The organism is Rhodococcus sp. P4_E4, assembly GCF_056401575.1.
The window spans coordinates 35,573-56,200 of sequence record NZ_JBFUJB010000002.1; the positions used below are offsets into that span (position 1 = coordinate 35,573).

At 62.1% G+C, this 20,628-nt stretch carries 20 protein-coding genes; 10 read left to right on the forward strand and 10 right to left on the reverse strand.

Annotated elements, in window-relative coordinates; genetic code table 11:
- Position 1: 1 nt before the first annotated feature.
- Positions 2-793 (forward strand): DNA-formamidopyrimidine glycosylase family protein, encoded by a 792-nt coding sequence (locus AC1DVN_RS03095; protein WP_047890262.1) that lies wholly within the window; start codon positions 2-4, stop codon positions 791-793.
- Here the strand turns inward: AC1DVN_RS03095 and AC1DVN_RS03100 are convergent.
- Entirely contained in the window at positions 780-1,349 is a 570-nt protein-coding gene (locus tag AC1DVN_RS03100; protein WP_019747721.1) for a TetR/AcrR family transcriptional regulator, read from the reverse strand. The genes AC1DVN_RS03095 and AC1DVN_RS03100 overlap by 14 nt on opposite strands.
- Positions 1,350-1,436: 87 nt before the next feature.
- Here AC1DVN_RS03100 and AC1DVN_RS03105 point away from each other — a divergent pair, with 87 nt between their 5' ends.
- The 3 genes from AC1DVN_RS03105 (at position 1,437) to AC1DVN_RS03115 (ending at position 3,917) form a co-directional block, all read left to right on the forward strand.
- The gene (locus tag AC1DVN_RS03105) at positions 1,437-2,378 is read left to right on the forward strand and encodes an oxygenase MpaB family protein (RefSeq protein ID WP_113683025.1); all 942 of its coding nucleotides are present in this window, start codon (positions 1,437-1,439) and stop codon (positions 2,376-2,378) included.
- A gap of 17 nt (positions 2,379-2,395) precedes the next feature.
- Complete coding sequence (locus AC1DVN_RS03110) at positions 2,396-2,932, forward strand: hypothetical protein (protein WP_019747719.1); 537 nt, start codon at positions 2,396-2,398, stop codon at positions 2,930-2,932.
- 100 nt (positions 2,933-3,032) lie between these two features.
- Positions 3,033-3,917, forward strand: a complete 885-nt coding sequence (locus AC1DVN_RS03115) for an aldo/keto reductase (protein WP_099697419.1) — start codon at positions 3,033-3,035, stop codon at positions 3,915-3,917.
- Between the two features lie 22 nt (positions 3,918-3,939).
- Here AC1DVN_RS03115 and AC1DVN_RS03120 read toward each other — a convergent pair whose 3' ends face one another.
- Both AC1DVN_RS03120 and AC1DVN_RS03125 read right to left on the reverse strand, forming a co-directional pair.
- Entirely contained in the window at positions 3,940-4,683 is a 744-nt protein-coding gene (locus AC1DVN_RS03120; RefSeq protein ID WP_060938853.1) for a 3-hydroxybutyrate dehydrogenase, read from the reverse strand.
- On the reverse strand, positions 4,680-6,056 hold the full coding sequence (locus AC1DVN_RS03125; protein WP_020969173.1) for an MFS transporter: 1,377 nt from the start codon (positions 6,054-6,056) through the stop codon (positions 4,680-4,682). Before AC1DVN_RS03125 ends, AC1DVN_RS03120 begins: the two co-directional genes overlap by 4 nt.
- Before the next feature lie 153 nt (positions 6,057-6,209).
- Here AC1DVN_RS03125 and AC1DVN_RS03130 point away from each other — a divergent pair, with 153 nt between their 5' ends.
- Positions 6,210-7,157 (forward strand): LysR family transcriptional regulator, encoded by a 948-nt coding sequence (locus tag AC1DVN_RS03130; protein ID WP_477993421.1) that lies wholly within the window; start codon positions 6,210-6,212, stop codon positions 7,155-7,157.
- Here the strand turns inward: AC1DVN_RS03130 and AC1DVN_RS03135 are convergent.
- The 3 genes from AC1DVN_RS03135 to AC1DVN_RS03145 form a co-directional block, all read right to left on the reverse strand.
- A complete protein-coding gene (locus AC1DVN_RS03135) occupies positions 7,126-7,842 on the reverse strand; it encodes a GAF and ANTAR domain-containing protein (protein ID WP_019747714.1) in 717 nt (238 codons plus the stop codon). The genes AC1DVN_RS03130 and AC1DVN_RS03135 overlap by 32 nt on opposite strands.
- Positions 7,843-7,892: 50 nt before the next feature.
- Positions 7,893-8,435 (reverse strand): hypothetical protein, encoded by a 543-nt coding sequence (locus AC1DVN_RS03140; protein ID WP_019747713.1) that lies wholly within the window; start codon positions 8,433-8,435, stop codon positions 7,893-7,895.
- Positions 8,436-8,534: 99 nt separating this feature from the next.
- Positions 8,535-10,277 (reverse strand): glycerol-3-phosphate dehydrogenase/oxidase, encoded by a 1,743-nt coding sequence (locus tag AC1DVN_RS03145; RefSeq protein ID WP_047890264.1) that lies wholly within the window; start codon positions 10,275-10,277, stop codon positions 8,535-8,537.
- A 108-nt stretch (positions 10,278-10,385) separates the two neighbouring features.
- On the opposite strand from AC1DVN_RS03145, the gene glpK reads away from it, so the two are divergent.
- Both glpK and AC1DVN_RS03155 read left to right on the forward strand, forming a co-directional pair.
- Entirely contained in the window at positions 10,386-11,876 is a 1,491-nt protein-coding gene (gene glpK / locus AC1DVN_RS03150) for a glycerol kinase GlpK (protein WP_019747711.1), read from the forward strand.
- A gap of 171 nt (positions 11,877-12,047) precedes the next feature.
- Entirely contained in the window at positions 12,048-13,463 is a 1,416-nt protein-coding gene (locus tag AC1DVN_RS03155; protein ID WP_019747710.1) for an MFS transporter, read from the forward strand.
- Here AC1DVN_RS03155 and AC1DVN_RS03160 read toward each other — a convergent pair.
- Complete coding sequence (locus AC1DVN_RS03160) at positions 13,460-14,356, reverse strand: LysR substrate-binding domain-containing protein (protein WP_020907047.1); 897 nt, start codon at positions 14,354-14,356, stop codon at positions 13,460-13,462. The two genes, AC1DVN_RS03155 and AC1DVN_RS03160, sit on opposite strands and share 4 nt — an antisense overlap.
- Positions 14,357-14,440: 84 nt before the next feature.
- Here AC1DVN_RS03160 and AC1DVN_RS03165 point away from each other — a divergent pair, with 84 nt between their 5' ends.
- Together AC1DVN_RS03165 and AC1DVN_RS03170 are read left to right on the forward strand one after the other, a co-directional pair.
- Positions 14,441-15,355, forward strand: coding sequence for a CoA transferase subunit A (locus AC1DVN_RS03165; RefSeq protein WP_019747708.1), 915 nt, complete (start codon positions 14,441-14,443; stop codon positions 15,353-15,355).
- On the forward strand, positions 15,352-16,137 hold the full coding sequence (locus AC1DVN_RS03170) for a CoA-transferase subunit beta (RefSeq protein WP_211917052.1): 786 nt from the start codon (positions 15,352-15,354) through the stop codon (positions 16,135-16,137). The genes AC1DVN_RS03165 and AC1DVN_RS03170 overlap by 4 nt, the downstream gene beginning before the upstream one ends.
- Here the strand turns inward: AC1DVN_RS03170 and AC1DVN_RS03175 are convergent.
- Positions 16,118-17,299, reverse strand: coding sequence for an aminotransferase-like domain-containing protein (locus tag AC1DVN_RS03175; RefSeq protein WP_019747706.1), 1,182 nt, complete (start codon positions 17,297-17,299; stop codon positions 16,118-16,120). The two genes, AC1DVN_RS03170 and AC1DVN_RS03175, sit on opposite strands and share 20 nt — an antisense overlap.
- 180 nt (positions 17,300-17,479) lie before the next feature.
- Positions 17,480-18,883 (reverse strand): NAD(P)H-quinone dehydrogenase, encoded by a 1,404-nt coding sequence (locus AC1DVN_RS03180; protein WP_020969166.1) that lies wholly within the window; start codon positions 18,881-18,883, stop codon positions 17,480-17,482.
- A gap of 154 nt (positions 18,884-19,037) precedes the next feature.
- On the opposite strand from AC1DVN_RS03180, the gene AC1DVN_RS03185 reads away from it, so the two are divergent.
- Positions 19,038-19,508: a gamma-glutamylcyclotransferase family protein gene (locus AC1DVN_RS03185; protein WP_003940753.1), complete on the forward strand. Its 471-nt coding sequence runs from the start codon at positions 19,038-19,040 to the stop codon at positions 19,506-19,508.
- A 13-nt stretch (positions 19,509-19,521) separates the two neighbouring features.
- Here AC1DVN_RS03185 and AC1DVN_RS03190 read toward each other — a convergent pair whose 3' ends face one another.
- Positions 19,522-20,598 carry a hypothetical protein gene (locus tag AC1DVN_RS03190; RefSeq protein WP_019747704.1) on the reverse strand — a complete coding sequence of 359 codons (1,077 nt, stop codon included), beginning with the start codon at positions 20,596-20,598 and terminating at the stop codon, positions 19,522-19,524.
- Positions 20,599-20,628: the final 30 nt, after the last annotated feature.

Sequence of the window (20,628 nt, forward strand, 5' to 3'; positions counted from 1 at the left end):
CATGCCTGAGGGCGATACCGTGTGGCGGGCCGCCAACGATCTGCGCGCTGCCCTGGCCGAGAAGGTACTCACCACCTGCGATGTCCGCGTTCCTCGCTATGCCACCGTCGATTTATCGGGACATCGTGTGGATTCCGTCGCCAGCCGCGGAAAGCATCTGCTGATCCGCGTGGGCGAAGCGTCCATTCACACGCATCTGAAGATGGAGGGTCAGTGGCAGATTTATCTCCCCGGCGAGCGCTGGCGCAGACCCGCCCACCAAGCGCGCATAATCTTGGCCACCGAAGACTCTGTAGCAGTGGGCTTTTCACTGGGAATCACCGAGATCCTCGAACTGGGGCAGGAACAGGAGGCCGTCGGGCACCTCGGACCGGACCTGCTCGGGACCGATTGGGACAGTTTCGTGGCCGTCGAGAATCTTCGCGCTGCAGACTCCGTACCGATCGGAATCGCGCTCCTGGATCAGCGCGTGATGGCCGGACTGGGCAACGTGTACCGCAACGAGATCTGCTTCCTACGAGGCATTCACCCGAAGACGCCGACACACCGCGCCGGGAACCTCGACGCGATTGTGGATCTGTCATTCCGCACCATCAACGTCAACAAGTCGCGTCGCATCCGGGTCACCACCGGCGACACCCGCCCAGGTAGGCAAACGTGGGTGTACGGCAGACGCGGAAAACCTTGCCGCCGATGCGGAAGCCGCATCAGAGAAGACACCCTCGGACCGGATCAGCTCACCGAGCGAAATATCTTCTTCTGCCCCGTGTGCCAGCCGTTCACGCCTGGTTAGCGTTGATCAGCAGCCGGACGCAATGGCGCACAAATCGCTCGCGCTCGACGACGATCGAGCCGTCCAGATAACCGATGAACAGTGTGAACAACGCCCCGACCAGCCCGACTGCCACCAGCTGCTTGTCCACCGGATCGGCAATCTCGGACAACTGGTCGTACACCAGGTCCACGAACGCCGGCATCGATTCGATACCGCGTCCGCTCAGCACCGGCTCCGAGAGCGGAGCGATCAGAAGCACTCGCCCCATTGCCGGGTCGTCGACCATCAGCTTGACGAAAGCGTCGACCGCAGCGGTGGCGACTGCCTCGGATGTCGTCTCGGACTCCACTGCCGTGGCGAGCGCCGACTGCGCGCGCTCGGCGACAAACGTGTGGACCGCGACAACGTACTGATCGCGATCGGTGAAGCTCTCGTAGAAGTACCGCTCGGTCAGACCAGCGGCCTTGCAGACCGCTCGCACGTTGACGGCCGGACCGTCGACCGCACCGAGCAGTGTCACTCCGACGTCGAACAACGTCGCCTTTCGAGTGGCCCTGCGTTCTTCGATGCTCACAACTTCCCCACTTCGCCGACACTTGTTCTTCAATGCGCCCGGTATTCGATCCTTGACTACCGCTGTTGTCGATCCTAATCTGACAACATGCGTAGTCAACTTGGCGACAGCAGCACCCCGGTTCCCCTCGGTCCGGATTCCCTGACCTGGAAGTATTTCGGCGACTGGCGCGGGATGCTCCAAGGTGTCTGGGCAGGTTCGATGCAAAACATGCACCCTGGTCTCGGCGCCGGGGTCGAGGAGCACTCGCAGTTCTTCGACGAGCGCTGGGAACGGCTGTACCGCTCGCTGTATCCCATTGCCGGCGTGGTCTTCGACGGCGATCGCGCGCAGCAGACAGCCGAAGAAGTCCGTGGCTATCACACACGGATCAAGGGCATCGACAAGCTGGGACGCCGGTACCACGCACTTGATCCCGACACCTTCTACTGGGCGCACGCGACATTCTTCATGGGCACCATCGTCACCGCCGAGAACTTCTCCGGTGGCCTGACCGAGGCCCAGAAACGACAACTCTTCACCGAGCACATTCAGTGGTACCGCCTGTACGGGATGAGCATGCGCCCGGTTCCCGAAACTTGGGAGGCATTTCAGGAGTATTGGGACCACATGTGCCGCAACGTACTCGAAGACAACAAAGCGACCCGCGACGTCTTGGATTTGTCGGGGCTGGGAAAGCCCCCGTACATGACGTGGCTACCCGATCCGTTGTGGCGGCTCACGCGGATTCCCCTCGCCCGCGGATTCGTGTGGCTGACAGTGGGCATGTATGACCAACCGGTTCGCGACCTTCTCGGCTACTCGTGGACCAGTCGCGATCAGAAAATTCACAACGCTGTCGGCCGCACCGTCAACGCCGTCTTCCGCCTGGTGCCGTGGCGATACCGGTATCAACCGCGCGCTCGCGCGGGGTGGGACCGAGCCAGCGGCAGAATTCCCGACGGGGCACCACTGGTCCACACACCGGCGCGCAATCTACCGCCGCTCGAGCAGCGAGATAATCCGATGCACTACAGCCCGAGGGTCTGATCTGCCATGCTCTGAACATGGAGTGGGACCTGCGAACACTGCTGAACCGGCCGATCACGTCTCACGGTGCGCCGCTGGGACAAGAACGTGTGGCGGCGAGAACCACCGCGTACATCTACGGCAACATTCTTGTCCTCGCCGCACTCGTCCCGGTGACAAAATCTCAGGAATCACTGGGTGCCGCGATTGTGGTCGGCACGGCATTGTCGACGTACATCGCCCACACATTTGCCGAGAGCGTCGGCGAGAGCATTCGCAACGACCGCCGTCTCACCACCGCGGAGAGAATCGACTCGCTGCGCGATTCTGTCCCGATCCTCACCTCCGCGGTTGTGCCTGTCGCCATTCTCGCGACGGCGTGGTTCAACTTCCTGGAACCACGGACGGCGCAGTTGATCGCGGAAATCGTCTTGATCCTGCGCATCGGATCCACCAGTTACGTGATCAGCCGTCTTCACGGCGAGAAAGTCAGCACGAACACACATCTGGCAGCCTTCGGCCTCGCTGCCGTCGCCACCCTCATAGTCGGCTTGAAGATAGTGCTCACTCATTGACGAGCCACAAGTGCAAATTGCCAGGCCTGAAGGGGTACTGCCGTTACCCGGCTGAGCAGTCACTCCCACCGAACCAGTGGCCGCCGCTACCGTGGACGACATGAGCATCCCGAGCCTGAAACTGAACAACGGCGTCGACATCCCCGCGCTGGGCTTCGGCGTCTACCAGACCCCGCCGGACGAAACTCTCGCCGCAGTCGAGTCCGCGCTTTCGGTGGGTTATCGCCATATCGATACGGCTGCGGCCTACGGCAACGAGAAGGGCGTCGGCGAGGCGATCCGGCGATCCGGTCTCGATCGCGGTGAGATCTTCGTCGAAACGAAAGTCTGGATCACCGACTACGGATACGACGAGACCTTGCACGCCTTCGACAAGAGCGCAGGCAAACTCGGAGTCGAGCAACTTGACCTCCTCATCCTTCACCAGGCGTTGCCGAGCGAGTTCGAGCGCACCATCGACGCATACAAGGCCCTGGAAACACTTCTCGCAGACGGCAAGGTTCGTGCCATCGGAGTCAGTAACTTCATGCCGGATCACCTCACCCGACTATTGGACGCAACGTCCGTAGTGCCGGCGGTCAACCAGATCGAGGTCCATCCATACTTCAGGCAGTCGACCTTGCTCGAGGCCGACGCCGATCACGGCATTCTGTCTCAGGCATGGTCACCGATCGGTGGAATCACGTTCTATCGCGACGGCTCTCACGGCTCAACCCTCGAGGACGCCACCATCGGTGCTATCGCTTCCTCTCACGGCAAGTCTCCCGCACAGGTGATGCTCCGCTGGCACCTCCAGCAGGGCCGCCAGGTGATCCCCAAGTCGGTGACTCCCTCACGCATTGCGGAGAACTTCGACGTGTTCGACTTCGAACTCACCGCCGAAGAACTCTCCGCAATCGACGCACTCGACACCGGAGTTCGCGGTGGTCCCGAACCCGAGGTCATCACTCGCGAGAAGTTCGGAATCGAGATCCCCGAAGCGTGAAAAACCCAGCAGCTCGCGTGGTCTAGCTGGCGCTCCACCCTCCGTCGATGGTGTACGACGCCCCCGTCACCATCGACGCATCGGTCGATGCCAACCAGCCCACCAGCGATGCCACCTCCGCAGGCTCGACCATCCGTTTGATTGCGCTCTCGGTGAGCATCACCTTTTCGACAACCTCGGATTCACTGATTCCGTGAACCTTTGCCTGGTCGGAGATCTGGGATCGCACCAGTGGCGTCAGGACATAGCCCGGATTGACGCAGTTGCTGGTGACACCGTGTGAGGCGCCTTCGAGCGCAACAACTTTCGACAGTCCTTCGAGTCCGTGCTTAGCCGTGACGTATGCACTCTTGAATGCCGAAGCGCGGAGCCCGTGGACCGAGGAAATGTTCACGATGCGACCGAAACTGTTGCGGTACATGTACGGCAGGGCGGCCCGAGCGAGGAGGAATGGCGCTTCGACCATGAGGCGCTGAATCTTCCGGAAGTCCTCGACGTCGAAATCCTCGATAGGACTGACCCGTTGTATGCCGGCGTTGTTGACGAGTATGTCCGTCTCGAGTGACAGATCCACGAGTTGGTCGGTGTCGAGGAGATCGACGGCCCATGCAGTGCCGTCGATCTCCTCGGCCAGCGACTTCGCGGCGACGTCGTCGAGATCGGCGACGGTCACGTGCGCGCCGCGGGCGGCGAGGAGTCGAGCACACGCCTCGCCGATCCCGCTGGCACCACCGGTGACCAGAGCAGACTTTCCGGTCAGCGTCATACAGACACACCGGCCCGCTCGTCGGCGAGAACACGGGCGTCAGCGGCGTCGACGGACTCGAGCGAGATTCCCTTGGTCTCCCGCGCGAAAATGACTGCAACGATGGTGACCAGGGATGCCAGCAGGAGATAGATCGCGATGGGGACCGAGGAGTCGAACTTGCTCAGCAATCCGGTCGCGATGATCGGAGCCAGTGAACCCGCCACGATGGACGTGACCTGATAACCCAGGGAGACACCGGAGTAGCGCATCCGAGTCGGGAACATCTCGGCCATGATCGCGGGTTGGCCTGCGTACATGAACGCGTGGAACACGAGCCCGATGATGATTGCCGACAAGATGACTGCATTGTGCCCGCTGTTCATCATCGGGAAGGCGAAGAATCCCCACGTTCCGGCGGTGACGGCGCCGATCATGTACACCGGGCGTCGACCGATCGTGTCGGACAGTTTGCCTACCAACGGAATCACTGCGAAGTGCACGGCATGTGCCATCAGCATCCACCAGAGGATGTGCGCCGTGTCCGCATGAACGACGACCTTGAGGTAAGTGATCGAGAAGGTCACCACGAGGTAGTACATGACGTTTTCGGCGAAACGCAGCCCCATCGCGGTCAACACTCCGCGCGGGTAACGCTTGACGACCTCGAAAACGCTGTACGAGGTTGCCTTGACCAGTTCTGCTTCCTTCTGCGCCGCAATGAAAATGGGAGCATCGGTGACCTTGGTCCGAACGTAGTACCCGACCAGAACGATCACCGCGGAGAGCCAGAAGGCAACGCGCCAGCCCCAACTCATGAAGGATTCGTCCGAGAGCGTCGACGTCAGGATCAACAGCACGACCGTCGCCACCAGGTTGCCCATCGGCACGCCGGCCTGAGGCCACGACGACCAGAATCCGCGCGATCGATTCGGGCTGTGCTCGGCGACCAGGAGTACCGCCCCACCCCATTCGCCGCCGACCGCGAATCCTTGGATGAAGCGCAGCGTGACCAGCATTGCCGGCGCCCAGTAGCCGATCTGACCGTAGGTAGGCAGGCAGCCCATCAAGAACGTTGCGGCGCCGACCAACAGCAAACTGAACTGCAGCAACTGCTTTCGGCCGAATTTGTCTCCGAAGTATCCGAAGACGATTCCGCCGAGTGGCCGCGCGGCGAATCCGACGGCGTAGGTGATGAAAGCCGCGATGATCGCATCCAGCTCGTTGCCGCCGCCGGGGAAGAAGACCTTGCTGAAGACCAGCGTGGCCGCCGTGCCGTACAGAAAGAACTCGTACCACTCGACCACGGTGCCCGCCATCGAGGCGCCGACCACCTTCTTCAGCCCCGATGGTGGGGCTTGGCTCTCGGGCTTCGGCATGTTGTCGACGCTCATCGTGGACTCCCTCGTCTTCAGTTCGCGATTCGCCTGCTCTTCACGATCAGGAATGTGACCGCTCGCACACTTTTTGTGACTCGATGAGTATCAGTGCAGATTGATGGCACGACAATGACAAATCTCGCACCATATAGGTGCAAAAATGCAGATATGACTCTCGGACTGAGCCCGGACGACCTACTGGTGCTTCTCGCGGTCGGTCGCACCGGTCGCTTCAACACCGCCGCCGACGACCTCGGCCTCAATCACACCACCATCTCGCGCCGCATTTCCTCGCTCGAGAAGTGTCTCGGCGGCCGTGTCCTGGTCCGCTCGTCCGGCGGCTGGGAGCTGACCGACCTGGGCAGACAAGCCCTCAGCGCGGCCGAGCGCATCGAGGCCGCGGTGAACGAACTGGCGCTCGACTCCACCGGTCAGCAGCAACTCGACGGCGTCGTGCGAGTCTCGGCGACCGACGGATTCAGCGCATACATCGCGGCGCCCGCCGGCGCCGCGGTTCGCAGACGCCATCCCCGCGTCAGCGTCGAGATTGTTGTCGCAACCAGAAAGGCGTCGCAGATACGCTCGGGCCTCGACATCGAGGTTGTGGTCGGCAAGCCTCACGTTCACCGCGCCGAAGCAGTCCATCTGGCCGACTACGCGCTGGGTTTGTACGCGTCCCGAGACTATCTACGTCAGAATGCTGTTCCCGAGAGTGCCGCAGATCTGGCCGAACACTCGCTCGTGTATTTCATCGACTCGATGCTGCAGGTCGACGAACTCGATCTGGCTCGCAAGCTCACGGTTTCCATGCGCGAGGCCGTCACGTCCACCAACGTGTTCGTCCACATCGAGGCAACGCGCGCGGGTGCCGGCATCGGCCTTCTCCCCTGTTTCATGGCCGAGCAGCACGACGATTTGATTCGAGTTCTACCGGCTCACATCGAAGTCAGACTTTCGTACTGGTTGGTGGCCCGTTCGGAATCCTTGCGACGCCCGGAGGTCGCAGCGGTGGTGACAGCTCTTCGAGAGGCGGTGGATCGCAAGCGATCTCAACTCCTCGGCGCTCCCGGAACGAACGAAGCGCTCAGTCCAGAGTCGAACGATGCTGGACGATGACCTTGCGCGCCAATTCGGCGATCTTGACGTTCATGTTCTGTGAGGTTCGCACCAGAATGTCGAAGGCCTCGTCGTCGGACACACGATGCAGTGCCATCAGCAGACCGACGGCCTGACCGATTTCGCGGCTGCTTGCCAGACCACGTCGCAGCGAGTCGGCGTCCTCGCCTCGCGTCAGCGCAGTGACGGCCACGGATGCAAATGACGCCAACATGATCGCGTGGTCGGCAACGGTTTCGGTGAAAGCCCCCGGAGTGTCCGAGAAGAGGTTGAGGGCACCGAACTTCTGACGATCGACCATCAGCCGGAACCCCATCGATCCGCGAATGGGTGTCTCTGCCACTACTTTCCGAGCGAACTCGGGCCACTGATTCGGGGTGCGAAGGTCCGACTCGAGTTGCGGCGCCTCCGTATCGAGGGCGTCGATGCACGGCCCCTCACCGGTGGCACGCTCGAGATCGTCTGCATAATCGGCGATCTCGTCGCTCGCCGCTACGGTGACGTTGGTGTTTCCACGTCGCAGCATCAGACTTGCGTGGTCGCAACCGGGAATCAACTCGACAGCCGCCGAACAGATCGCGGAGTACACCTCGGCGCTGTCTGCCGCGGAGTAGAGGATCTCCGCCAACGCCGCGAACACTGCCTTGGGTTCTGTCAGTGCTTGGTCGCGCTCAGCCATCTCCATACACCTCGGGGTCTACCGTTCATCGAATTCTTCATCGAACGGTACAAACCTTACTTACTCGACCTGATGGGGTCGCCGCCGCTCGCCGATTCCCGCCCGTCCGTCCCCTGAAAAGCCTCCGTAGCTGCGCGGTGATGCAGCGCAGTGACCGTGGTGATCTGCTTGGACACCAGGTCGTTGAGTTCGCGATACTGCTCCTCGGTCTCCCCGGCCGGAATGTCTCGCAGGACCTCCCACATCGCACTCTTGCCGCACAGCGCGGTCCGCATGATCTCGAGCGTTGCCAACTTCACGAGGCGATTACGCCAGATGGCGTCGACATGGACGAGACGTCTGATCCGATTGACCGTCGCGTCGATCTTGGAGTACCGGGGCAGAGATATGCCCTGGGTGTCCTCGATAAGTTGCAGCAGCTGCTCGATCTCGTACTCGAGCTCACCCGGCAACGAGTCCAGCTCACCGTCGGCCCAGACGCCGTACGAGTCCGAGAGTGACCGCGAGAGTTGCAGCCCCACCATCGCTCCGCACAGGTGAGTGACCAGATAGCCGGTAGCTATGTGTTCCTCAGCAGATCGCGACCGATTACCGAACATTGAGATCCTCCTGGGCGACGCTCGACCGGTCTGTGCTGACACGGGTGGTGATTCGCCATCCGCCTACCCGCGACAGACCGAGAACAAACGACAGGCGACTCAGACCCGATCCGGCACCACGACGACGGGCTCGAGGATCTCGGCCCGCGACTCCGGCGCTGCGGCGCGCAATGCGTCCGCCGACTCGTCGTCCGGCTGGGTCTGAGACTCGATTTCGGCTTCGACACGCGCTCGGTACGTGTCGACTTCGCGTTCGACGGTGGCGGCATCCCAACCGAGAATCGGGGCAACCAATCCGGCGACCTGCTGTGCGCAGTTGACACCACGATGCGGATATTCGATTGCGATACGCGTACGGCGGGCCAGAATGTCGTCGAGGTGCAGTGCCCCCTCGGCCGCGGCGGCGTACACAGCTTCGACCTGAAGGTAATCGGGCGCGTCCGTGATGGGCTGCAACAACTCCGGTGTCTGCCGGCCGAGTTCGAGGACCTCGGTGATGAGCGAACCGTAGCGGTCGAGCAGGTGCTTGACGCGATACGGATGCAAGCCGTACTGCTCGCCCAGTTGCACGGTCTGGTTGATCAACGCGAAGTATCCGTCGGCGCCGACGAGCGGTACCTTCTCCGTGATCGACGACGCAACCCGCGCCGGAATGTCTTCTGCTGCGACGTCGACGGCGTCTTCCGCCATGACCCGATACGTCGTGTACTTTCCGCCGGCGATGGCGACCAGACCTGGAGCCACACGGGCAACGGCGTGCTCGCGCGAGAGCTTCGACGTCTCGTCGCTTTCACCGGCAAGCAGCGGGCGCAGGCCGGCGTACACACCGTCGATGTCGGCGTGCGTCAACGGCGTGACCAGGACGGAGTTCACGTGGCCGAGGATGTAGTCGATATCTGCTTTGGTTGCCGCCGGATGTGCGAGATCCAGGTTCCAGTCGGTATCAGTGGTGCCGATGATCCAGTGACTACCCCACGGAATGACGAACAGCACCGACTTCTCGGTACGCAGGATGATGGCGGCTTCACTGACGATGCGATCGCGCGGGACGACGATGTGTACGCCCTTCGACGCTCGCACCCGGAACCGTCCACGCTGACGTGAGAGCGCTTGGATCTCGTCCGTCCAGACACCGGTCGCATTGATGACGACGTGACCCTTGACCTCGGCGGTACGGCCGTCTTCGCAGTCCCGAACACGAACTCCCGAGACCCGATCCGCTTCCCGCAGAAAGCCGACGACCTGCGTCGACGTTCGGACGACCGCGCCGTAGTGTGCAGCGGTCCGTGCGACGGTCATGGTGTGCCGAGCGTCGTCGACGACGGTGTCGTAGTACTGGATGCCACCGGTCAGCGAACTGCGCTTGAGGCTCGGCGACATGCGTAGTGCGCCCGCCCGCGTCAAGTGCTTCTGGGAGGGGACCGACTTTGCGCCGCCCATTCGGTCGTAGAGGAAGATTCCCGCCGCCATGTACGGGCGCTCCCACACTCGGTGAGCCAGAGGGAACAGGAACTTCAGCGGCTTGACCAGGTGCGGAGCGAGCGTGGTCAGCGAGAGTTCGCGCTCACGCAATGCTTCACGAACGAGGCCGAATTCGAGTTGCTCTAGATAGCGGAGACCGCCGTGGAACATCTTCGACGAGCGACTGGACGTGCCGGATGCGTAGTCACGGGCCTCGACCAACGCAACCTTGAGTCCGCGGGTGGCCGCATCGAGCGCAGCTCCGACACCGACAACACCGCCGCCGACAACGACGACGTCGAATTGCTCGGTCTGAAGCTGTTCCCAAGCAGCTTCACGCTGCTGCGGGCCGAGAAACTGCGCACCTTGCTGCTTACTCAACCCGGTCTCCTGTAAGTCGACGACGAATCCGTTTACAGGCTAGTAGCTTGATCCACATACTGCGACAGCGCACGGATAACTGCGAACGCGCCCGAACATAGGAGCACAGTGAATCAATACATCGCCGCCATCGACCAAGGCACGACGTCGAGCCGCTGCATGATCTTCGATCACGACGGCGCCGTGGTGAGCGTTGCGCAGAAAGAACACGAGCAGATTTTCCCGCGTGCCGGTTGGGTCGAGCACGACCCGGTTGCGCTGTGGATCAACACCCGGGAGGTGGTGGCCGGCGCTCTCGCGAAGGTCGACCTCACGCGGGCCGACATCGCGGCCGTCGGAATCACGAATCAGCGTGAGACGACCGTCGTTTGGGAGCGTTCGACGGGCAAGCCGATCTACAACGCGATCGTGTGGCAGGACACGCGCACGGATCAACTGTGTGTCGAACTGGGCGGCGACGAGGGTCCGGACAAGTACCGAGACAAGACCGGACTGCCGCTCTCGACCTACTTCGCCGGGCCGAAGATCCGGTGGATTCTCGACAACGTGGACGGCGCGAGAGCCAAAGCGGAGGCCGGAGAATTGTGCTTCGGCACCGTCGACACGTGGATCGTGTGGAACCTGACCGACGGTGTTCACGTGACAGATGTCACCAATGCGTCACGCACGATGCTGATGGATCTCGAGACCCTTCAGTGGGACGAATCGATCTGCGCGGACTTCGGAATCCCGATGTCGATGCTCCCGGAAATCCGGAGTTCGTCCGAGGTCTACGGCACCGGCCGTCCTCGCGGCAATCTCGCCGGTGTGCCGGTCGCCGGAATCCTCGGTGACCAGCAGGCAGCCACATTCGGCCAGGCCTGCCTCTCCGAGGGTGAAGCCAAGAACACCTACGGCACCGGCAATTTCATGCTTCTCAACACCGGAACGAAGCCGGTGCACAGCAAGCACGGACTGCTGACGACCGTCTGCTACAAACTCGGCGAAGCCCCCGCCGTCTACGCACTCGAAGGTTCCGTCGCGGTGACCGGCTCCTTGGTCCAGTGGCTTCGGGACAATCTCGGAATCATTCAGAACGCCAAGGACATCGAGCCACTCGCCGCAAGTGTCGACGACAACGGCGGCGCCTACTTCGTACCCGCGTTCTCCGGACTGTTCGCACCCCGGTGGCGACCGGATGCACGGGGTGTCATCGTCGGCCTGACGCGGTTCGTCAACAAGGGACACCTGGCTCGCGCGGCGCTCGAGGCGACGGCATACCAAACCCGTGAGGTCATCGACGCCATGCGTGCGGATTCGGGAGTCGAACTGTCCGCGCTGAAGGTCGACGGCGGCATGGTGGTCAACGAAACCCTGATGCAGTTCCAGTCGGACATCCTCGGAGTTCCCGTCATCCGTCCGGTGGTCAACGAAACGACAGCACTCGGCGCTGCATATGCAGCGGGCCTCGCCATCGGTTACTGGGCCGACACCGAAGACATCCGCAACAACTGGGCCGTCGGCCAAACCTGGGAACCGGCGATGGACGAGTCCGAAAGGTCACGGCTGTACGCGGAGTGGAACAAGGCCGTCGAGCGGACGTACAACTGGTCCGAGTAATCACCCCGATCCTTCCATACCGGAAGAGCTGATCATGGTCGCCTATTGATACTCCTGAGGTATCAATAGGCGACCAAGTTGGTATTGGACGTGACCTACACCACTCTGCGAATCTCATTCAGGCGCGCCACGTTTCGGCGCCGCGAATGTTGCAGAGAAAGGTCGCCACGCATGAGTTCACCCACTCGCAGTTCCGAGGAGATCAACGCCAAGGCACGAAGAGCCGGTATCGCTTCATTCATCGGAACCACCATCGAGTGGTACGACTTCTATATCTACGGCACCGCGGCTGCCCTGGTATTCGGCGAGATCTTCTTCTCCGACACACTGCCGAACGGAGTCGGCACGCTCCTCGCCTTCATCACCCTGTGGGCAGGCTTCCTCGCCAGGCCGATCGGCGGGATCATCTTCGGCCATCTCGGCGACCGGATCGGGCGCAAGAACACCCTGGTCATCACCTTGATGATGATGGGCGTCGCCACTGTCGGGATCGGACTCCTCCCCACCTACGCGCAGGTCGGCATGTGGGCCCCGATCGGTCTGGTCACCCTTCGCGTGATCCAAGGAATTGCGGTCGGTGGTGAGTGGGGTGGCGCGGTACTCATCGCCAGCGAGAACGCACCGAAGGGCAAGAGCATCCTCTACTCCGCGTTCGCTCAGCAGGGCTCGCCCGCGGGAAATCTGTTGGCTACCATCGCATTCTTCCTGCTGTCCTCGATGCCGACGCCGTCATTCCTTCTCTACGGCTGGCGAATCCCTTTTCTCGTTTCGGCAGGCCTGGTCATCCTCGGCATGATCATTCGCCTGAAACTCGAAGAGTCCGACGAGATGAAGGCCGTTCTCGCCCGCAAGAAGGTCGTCAAACTTCCGCTCGCCGAAGTATTACGCAAGCACTGGGTGCTGGTTCTCCTCGGCGCCGGCGCACTCCCCCTCGCCCAGGTCACCTATTTCAAGAACACCTTCGCATTGTCCTGGGCTACAAAAGAACTCGGATACGACCGCGGCACATTCCTCGCCGCTATCGCGATCGCACTTGTCGTGCAGTTCATCGTCCAACCGTTCGGGGCCGTTCTGGTTTCCAAGATAGACATGCGGAAGGCCATGTGCCTGATGGTGATACCGGAGTTCGTTCTCATGCCCGCGATGTTCTTTGCCATCAGAACCGGGAACTTCACCATCGCAGTCGTTGCGATGTGTCTCGCCACGATCCCGCACTCGATGTTCTACGGCGCCATCGCCGGCGTTCTCGCTCGCGCCTTCCCTGCGAACATCCGTTACACGGGTCTGTCGACGGCGTATCAACTGTGTTCCCTTGTCGTCGGCGGCGGCACTCCGGTACTGGCGCAGTGGATGCTCAACACGTCAGGCAACATCGTCGGGGTCGCGATCGTGTCCGGACTGTACGCACTTGTCTCGCTGATCTGCACCCTTCTCTTGCTCCGACGTACCGGCTACAACGCAAGCGAACTCTCGACGGCCGAGCAAGCGGATTACGACGAGCTCGAACTCGAGAACGCTCTTGCCGATACTGCAAACTCGCCGAAGTCCGAAGCGGGTGAAATTCCTACCGGGAGGGCAACCGTCTAAGCCAGGGACGGCAGCGCCTGCTCGGACAATTTCAACACTTCGAGAAGAGCAGGTCTGTCGTCTCCATCTCGCCAGGCGATACGCAGTTGAAGGGGAGGAGGTGGATCCATGACGGGAACAAAGACAACATCAGGGTTCACGATGCTTTGGGCCACCGACGAAATAGTCAACGAGCATCCGATTTCCGCGGACACCAGCGCGATCAACGACATCGAATCCGGTGCCGTCTGCACGATTCGAGCCAGGAACCCTGCGTTCTTCGATGCAGTGAGCAGAGACTCCCGCAGAATCGAACCCGGCTCCGCCGGAAGCGTCACCCAATTCTCGGACTCCAATTCGATCAACCGAACCGATTCCCTCGACGCCAACGGATGGTCTTTCGACATGGCAACCAGAAAGTTCTCCTCGGCGATCAATCTCGACGTGATCCCGAGCGGCGGGACGGTCCACCGGACCATCCCGATGTCGAGGCGTCGATCGAGCAACATCAACAACGCCTCGTTCGCGAAAGCGGAACTGTCGAGCACAAATTCGATACCGGGATTCGTCTTTCTCACCAATTTCGCCCACCGCCCGACGAGTAGGTGCGACGAGGTTCCCGCGAAGCCCAGGCGAACGCGACCTGTCGTTCCCTGGCCTGCCGCGGATACCGCGATCTCGGCCATCCGGCACGCGTCCAGAATTTCGCGCGCCGGAAGCAGCAGTGCTTCACCGGCAGCAGTCAACCGCACAGTTCGAGTACTTCGATCGAACAACGGCGAACCGAGCTGTTTCTCGAATTGCCTGATCGTTCGACTCAGCGGCGGTTGCGCAATCCGAAGGCGCTGAGCCGCACGGCCGAAATGTAGCTCCTCAGCCACCGCGAGAAATGCGTTGATCTGATGAATTTCCACCCGACATTGTTGCGCCACACCGGCCGACCATGTCAAGTTTCCGAAACCGACCAAGTGCGCGAGAACGTAAGAAGAGGTACACACGTGGACAAGACGCTCTCGATGAAAGAGGCCATCGGTCGATACGTCGGCGACGGAATGACTGTTGCGTTGGAGGGCTTTTCGCATCTCATTCCATTTGCCGCGGCACACGAGATCATCCGGCAGGGCAGGAAGGACCTCACGCTGTGCCGGATGACGCCGGACATCGTTTCCGATCAACTCGTCGCCGCCGGCTGCGTCCGAAAGCTGGTCGCTTCGTTCTTCGCCAGCGGCTCCGCAGGTTCTCTGTACGAGTTACGCAGACGCATCGAGAACCAGGACCCGCTCCCCCTCGAAGTCGAGGAATACAGCCATTACGGCATGGTGTGCCGGTATCAGGCGGGAGCCGCCAGGCTTCCCTTCTTCCCGCTACGGTCGTACGCCGGTAGTGATCTACCCGCACTCAACCCACAACTGAGACTCGTCGAGGACCCGTACGGCGGCGGGAGCGTCTACGTTGTGCCGCCATTGAATCCGGATGTCACGATCATCGGCGCACAGCGAGCGGACTCGTCCGGGAACGCGCAGATCTGGGGCATCGCCGGGGTGCAGCAAGAGGCCGTGTACGCCGCGAAGAAGGCAATCGTCGTTGTCGAAGAACTGGTCGACGACGAGGTCATCAGGTCAGACCCGAGCCGAACTCTGATTCCCTCGCATGCAGTCGACGCGGTTGTCGTCTGCCCGCGCGGCGCACACCCGTCGTACGCGCAGGGATACTACGACCGCGATTGCGGCTTCTACCGGCGCTGGACCGAAATCTCCAAAGACCCTTCACGGCTGAGAAATTGGCTCGACGAATGGGTGTACGCACTCGACAGTCACGGCGAGTATCTCGCCAAACTCGGAGCCGACTACTGGTCGGATCTCGAGGTCGGACCAAAACTCTCCACACCAGTCGACTACGGGAGCAGACTATGACCACCACGATCGACACCGGTAACACCACCTCCACCGAAACGATCGTCGCCGTCGCGGCACGCGAATTGGCGGGTAAGCGCCGGGTCTTCGCCGGAGTTGGGCTACCCACGCTCGCAGTCGATCTCGCGCGGCACACGTCGAATCCGGACGTCGAGCTGATCTACGAATCCGGAGTGTGCGGTGCACATCCGTCGGCAATGGCCGAGGGTATCGCGGACTCCGTGGTTGTCTCCGGTGCCGAATCCGTGCTGAGCATGGCCGCGCTCTTCGGTTACGTCCTGCAAGGTGGCAACGTCGACGTCGGATTTCTCGGGGCCGCCCAAATCGATCGAACGGGCAGTCTGAACACAAGTTTCATCGGTGACTGGAAGAACCCGACGGTCAGACTGCCCGGAGCGGGCGGGGCCGTCGAGATCATCGCGAACGCCGCCGAGATCTTCGTCGTGATGCGTCGCCACGACCTCAGTTCCTTTCCGGCCGAGCTCGACTTCTGCACCTCACCCAGCCCCGCCCGCGCCCACGCCAGCGGTAAGGGCATCATGCCGGCAGGTGCAGGAGTGACCAAGGTATTCACCAACCTCGGCGTCCTGACACACCAGGGCCCCGGCGGCGAATTGGAGTTGACCAGCGTCCACGAGGGAATCTCCGTCGATCAAGTCCGAGAGTCGACGGGATGGGACCTCGCCGTCGCCGAGCACGTCACCATCACCACCCCACCATCGAGCACGGAGATCGATCTGCTCCGCAACACTATCGACAAGGTCAGGCTGTACCTGCGGTAACACTCTTCCGGAGCCTGCCGACGGCATCGACCAGCACGGCTTCGGGATACGTCGCGAAACACAATCGAGCGCTTCGACCGAGGTCAGCTTCGACCGCGAAGGCCGAACCTGGGACAAATGCCACGCCATGCTCGAGCGCGGCACCCAGGAGTTCGGTGGTGTCGACGTCGTCGACGAAATCCATCCAACAGAACATCCCGCCGCGGACCTCGGAAAAGCGTGCACGCCCACTCAATTCCGTCTCGGCGGCCGTGACCAACGCCTTCGCTCTGGCGCCGTAACCCTCCCGGAGCTTGTCGAGGTGCGTTTCGAACCATTCGACGTCGGAGAAGAGGTCTGCGGCGATCTGCTGGGTGAGCGAAGACCCGCACAGGTCAGCGCCTTGCTTGATCAGTTCGACCGCCTCGCAGACCTTTCGGTCGCCGTGCAGCCAGCCGACGCGCAGCGCCGGTGCCAACACTTTGGAAGCACTGGACAGCCGAATCACCCTGTCCGACAACGCCGCCAGCGGTGCGGGCGGTTTCTCGCCGAAGTACAGTTCGCCGTACGGGTCGTCCTCGAGAACCCAGAACCCGTATCGGTCCGCCAGCGCCGCCAAGTGCGCTCGCCGCTGCGCCGAAAGCACCGCGCCCCGCGGGTTGTGGAAATTGCTCACGGTGTGAACAACTTTGGGCCGAAGACCGGCGGCGAGTTTCGCCTCGAGCGCGTCGGTGTCCATTCCGTCCTCGTCCAACTGGACGGGAACGAGACGAGCCTGCGCCGTCCGAAAGACCTGCAGCGCACCGGTATATGCCGGTTCCTCCACGACCACAACGTCACCGGCGTCGAGGAGGACCTGCGCGAGCAGGCTCAAACCTTGCTGAGAACCGTGTGTGATCACAACTTCGGACACGTCGAGTGCCCGCCCGATCTTGGAGGATTCGCGCTCGGCAATCACCTCACGGAGGCGCCGCAGGCCTGACGTCTCGCCGTATTGAACGGACGAGGGGTCACCGAGTGCGTCGTGGGCTGCCTTCGAGATTCGTTCCCGCGGAATGAAATCAGGATCGGGTAGTCCGCCGGCCAAGCTGATGACGTCGGGTCGGGCAGTCAAGGTGAGCAGATCGCGAATTGCAGAACTACGGAGTCCGTCCATACGAGCGGACAGCGCGGCGTGTGTCATGTGAAGCTCCCAGGCACGCAGAATGAAGGTCAGAGGAAAACACCCTGAGCCGTCCTGGGTCAACGGGGCGGGAGAGCGCCGAGATACCGACCCTTGATTCGGTCGGTATCTCGACTATCTCACCAATACTTCAGTATGTGAAACAGACTTCTCACATTGTAAGAAGACTCTGGTCCGTTCTCAGTCCAGGTCGTCGTGACGCATGAGCTGACGAGCTGCCTCGGTGATCGATCCGGTCAACGACGGGTACACCGAGAACGTCTGAGCCAGGTCGTTGACCGTCAGGTTGTTCTGCACGGCGATCGCAATCGGCAGGATGAGTTCCGAAGCGGTGGGCGCGACCACAACACCGCCGATGACCACGCCGGTAGCCGGGCGGCAGAAGATTTTCACGAAGCCGCGGCGCAAACCGGACATCTTGGCGCGCGGGTTGGTGTTGAGCGGCAACATGACGGTGCGAGCAGGCACCTCTCCGTTGTCGATCGCGGCCTGCGAAACACCCACCGTTGCAATTTCGGGGCGCGTGAAGACGGCCGATGCGACGGTCTTCAACTTGATCGGGCTGACGCCTTCACCGAGTGCGTGGTACATCGCGATACGTCCCTGCATCGCAGCCACCGACGCGAGCGGGAGCAGTCCGGTGCAGTCACCGGCAGCGTAGATACCGGAAACCGTGGTGCGCGAGACCCGGTCGACACGCAGGTATCCACCCTTGTCCAACTCGATGCCGACCCGCTCCAGGCCGAGACCGTTGGTGTTGGGGACGGAACCGACGGTCATCAAAGCGTGACTTCCTTCGACCGTGCGGCCGTCGGAGAGCTTGACGATGATGCCCTTCTCGGTGCGCTCGACGGCGTCTGCGCGGGCGTGCTTGACGAGGGTGACACCGCGCTCGGCGAGGGCGTCCTCGAGCACGAGCGCCGCATCGGCATCCTCGCCGGGCAGAACACGGTCACGACTGGACACGAGTGTGACCTTGACGCCCATCTCGGTGTAGGCGGAGACGAACTCGGCACCGGTGACACCGGAACCGACCACGACCAGGTGCTCGGGCAGCTCGTCCAAGTCGTAGAGCTGACGCCACGTCATGATTCGCTCACCGTCGGGCTCGGCTCCCGGGATGATGCGGGGGCTGGCTCCGGTGGCGATCAACACGACGTCTGCGTCGATGGTCTTCTGCTCGCCGCTTCCGAGCGTCGCGCGAACCTGGTGTGCTGCCATACCGAGGAGCGGATCGGTCAGTTCGGCGGTGCCGGAGAGAACCTCGACGCCAACCGTCTGCAACCGTGCGCGAATGTCCGAGGACTGGGACAACGCGAGACTCTTGACTCGGGAGTGGATCTTCGGCAGTGACACCGAAGCCTGCTCCGGATCCAGAGTGATGCCGAGGTCGGATGCACGACGCATGTCGGTGCGGATTCCGGTGGACGCGATGAACGTCTTCGACGGGACACAGTCGAACAGCACACACGCGCCGCCGACGCCGTCCGAATCGACCAGGGTGACCGTGGCCCCGTGCTGCGCGGCTACCAGTGCCGCCTCGTAGCCGGCGGGTCCGCCACCGATGATCACGATCCGGGTCATGTGTCCTCCAAGTCCTCGCGTGGCCGGCAGGGGTCTCCCGTCGACCAGTGTCACGCTATTCGAGCACCACGTGTCGCGCAGTGCTTGTACCAGATTACTTGCGTCCGGTGGTCCGCTTCGCCACACCCTCGGACCACGGTTTAGGCTTGCGCCCGTGTCGATTTATGCCGCCTACGGTTCCAACATGCATCCCGAGCAGATGTTGTTGCGCTGCCCACACTCGCCCATGTCCGGGACAGGGTGGCTGCGAGGCTGGCGCCTGACCTTCAGCGGCGAGGACCTCGGCTGGGAGGGGGCTCTCGCCACCGTGGTCGAAGACCCCGATTCCAGTGTTTTCGTGGTCCTCTACGACGTCCCGGAAGAGGACGAAGTGAGTCTGGACCGCTGGGAAGGTGCCGAACTCGGTCTGCACCGCAAGATCCGCGTGCGGGTCGACACCGCAGGCGATGCGGTGCTCGCTTGGCTCTACGTCATGGATGCGTACGAAGGCGGACTGCCGTCGGCCCGCTACATCGGCGTGATGGCCGACGCCGCCGAGATTGCCGGAGCGCCGGCCGAGTACGTGCGAGAGTTGCGGACGAGAAACAGCCGCAACGTGGGTCCCGGTAACGGTGTTACCGATTAGATAGCTGTCCTGCTCAAAGCAGCAGGAAATACGCGAGCACTGCAAGTGCTGCGAGTACCACCACAATCGTCAGGCCGATGAGCACACGCTTGGAACCGCGTGACTCCGATTCGCCTGCGACAACTGCAGTTTCCGGCTCGACTGTTGCCACCCCGGTTGCAGTTTCAGCCGCCACCTTCTCACGTCCGAGAGTGTCGAACACCTCCGTCACGTCGTGTGAAGGCGGCAAACCGATCGGAACGATCGTGTGCGACGTCGAGGTGAAACCGGCAGCCAGAATTGCGGCTCCCAGCGCGGCCGACTGCTCCGGTCCGGGCCCGAGTTCACATCTGACACCGAGCTTTTCGGCGATTCCGGCCGCTATGGACATCATGGCTGCTTTGTCTGTCGCCGGTTCTCCGTCACCGGTGACGACTACGGCGTCCAGGTTCTCCGGCATCCAACCGAACGCACCCAGTGCCGTCGCGAGGCGTGAACTCGGTGAACTCCCGTCGCCGGCGAAGCCGAATGCGCGGCCGGCGGCGACGCCCGAACGCACCAGCGTGACCGCTGCCCCGGTGTCGTCGACGTGATAGATGCCGATGAGCGTGCCGGCGAGTGCCGCGATTTCCGACTCGAACCACGCCGAGACCGCCTCGGCGTCCGAGACGAGAGTGACCCGCTCGAGGCCTGCATAGACCAGTGAATCCTGCATGAGGGCCGCTGTGGACGAGTCCCAGCGCGACGGGTAGGTCGCGACGATGTCGGGCGCTCCCCCACTTCGACCACCACGATCGGGCAGCGGCTCGCATTCCTGCAACAGGCAGCGAATCGACGTCGCCACCAAATCCTCGGCGCGGTAACGGGTATCGGCCGTTCCGGAGACGCCACTCGGGTCCCCCACACGGCCGACAAAACCTGACCATGATTCCGAGAATTCACGGCCGGCACCCAATTGCTCGGTACCGCCGAGCACGGTCGTTCCGTCCTTGCGTTGATTGAGAATCGTGTCCCTGACCAACACCACCGGATCGGCCGAACCCGGATCGTTGGACGCAACTACAGCCGTCGACACCAATGTGCCGATTCGCACTCCCACACCTATGGACATGCCCGTACCTTCACTCGAACGACACGAAAA

Coding starts and splice junctions, on each gene's coding strand:
- AC1DVN_RS03095 (WP_047890262.1), top strand. CDS start 2: ATGCCTGAGGGCGATACCGTGTGGCGGGCCGCCAACGATCTGCGCGCT.
- AC1DVN_RS03105 (WP_113683025.1), top strand. CDS start 1,437: ATGCGTAGTCAACTTGGCGACAGCAGCACCCCGGTTCCCCTCGGTCCG.
- AC1DVN_RS03110 (WP_019747719.1), top strand. CDS start 2,396: ATGGAGTGGGACCTGCGAACACTGCTGAACCGGCCGATCACGTCTCAC.
- AC1DVN_RS03115 (WP_099697419.1), top strand. CDS start 3,033: ATGAGCATCCCGAGCCTGAAACTGAACAACGGCGTCGACATCCCCGCG.
- AC1DVN_RS03120 (WP_060938853.1), bottom strand. CDS start 4,683: ATGACGCTGACCGGAAAGTCTGCTCTGGTCACCGGTGGTGCCAGCGGG.
- AC1DVN_RS03125 (WP_020969173.1), bottom strand. CDS start 6,056: ATGAGCGTCGACAACATGCCGAAGCCCGAGAGCCAAGCCCCACCATCG.
- AC1DVN_RS03130 (WP_477993421.1), top strand. CDS start 6,210: ATGACTCTCGGACTGAGCCCGGACGACCTACTGGTGCTTCTCGCGGTC.
- AC1DVN_RS03135 (WP_019747714.1), bottom strand. CDS start 7,842: ATGGAGATGGCTGAGCGCGACCAAGCACTGACAGAACCCAAGGCAGTG.
- AC1DVN_RS03140 (WP_019747713.1), bottom strand. CDS start 8,435: ATGTTCGGTAATCGGTCGCGATCTGCTGAGGAACACATAGCTACCGGC.
- AC1DVN_RS03155 (WP_019747710.1), top strand. CDS start 12,048: ATGAGTTCACCCACTCGCAGTTCCGAGGAGATCAACGCCAAGGCACGA.
- AC1DVN_RS03170 (WP_211917052.1), top strand. CDS start 15,352: ATGACCACCACGATCGACACCGGTAACACCACCTCCACCGAAACGATC.
- AC1DVN_RS03175 (WP_019747706.1), bottom strand. CDS start 17,299: ATGACACACGCCGCGCTGTCCGCTCGTATGGACGGACTCCGTAGTTCT.
- AC1DVN_RS03180 (WP_020969166.1), bottom strand. CDS start 18,883: ATGACCCGGATCGTGATCATCGGTGGCGGACCCGCCGGCTACGAGGCG.
- AC1DVN_RS03190 (WP_019747704.1), bottom strand. CDS start 20,598: ATGTCCATAGGTGTGGGAGTGCGAATCGGCACATTGGTGTCGACGGCT.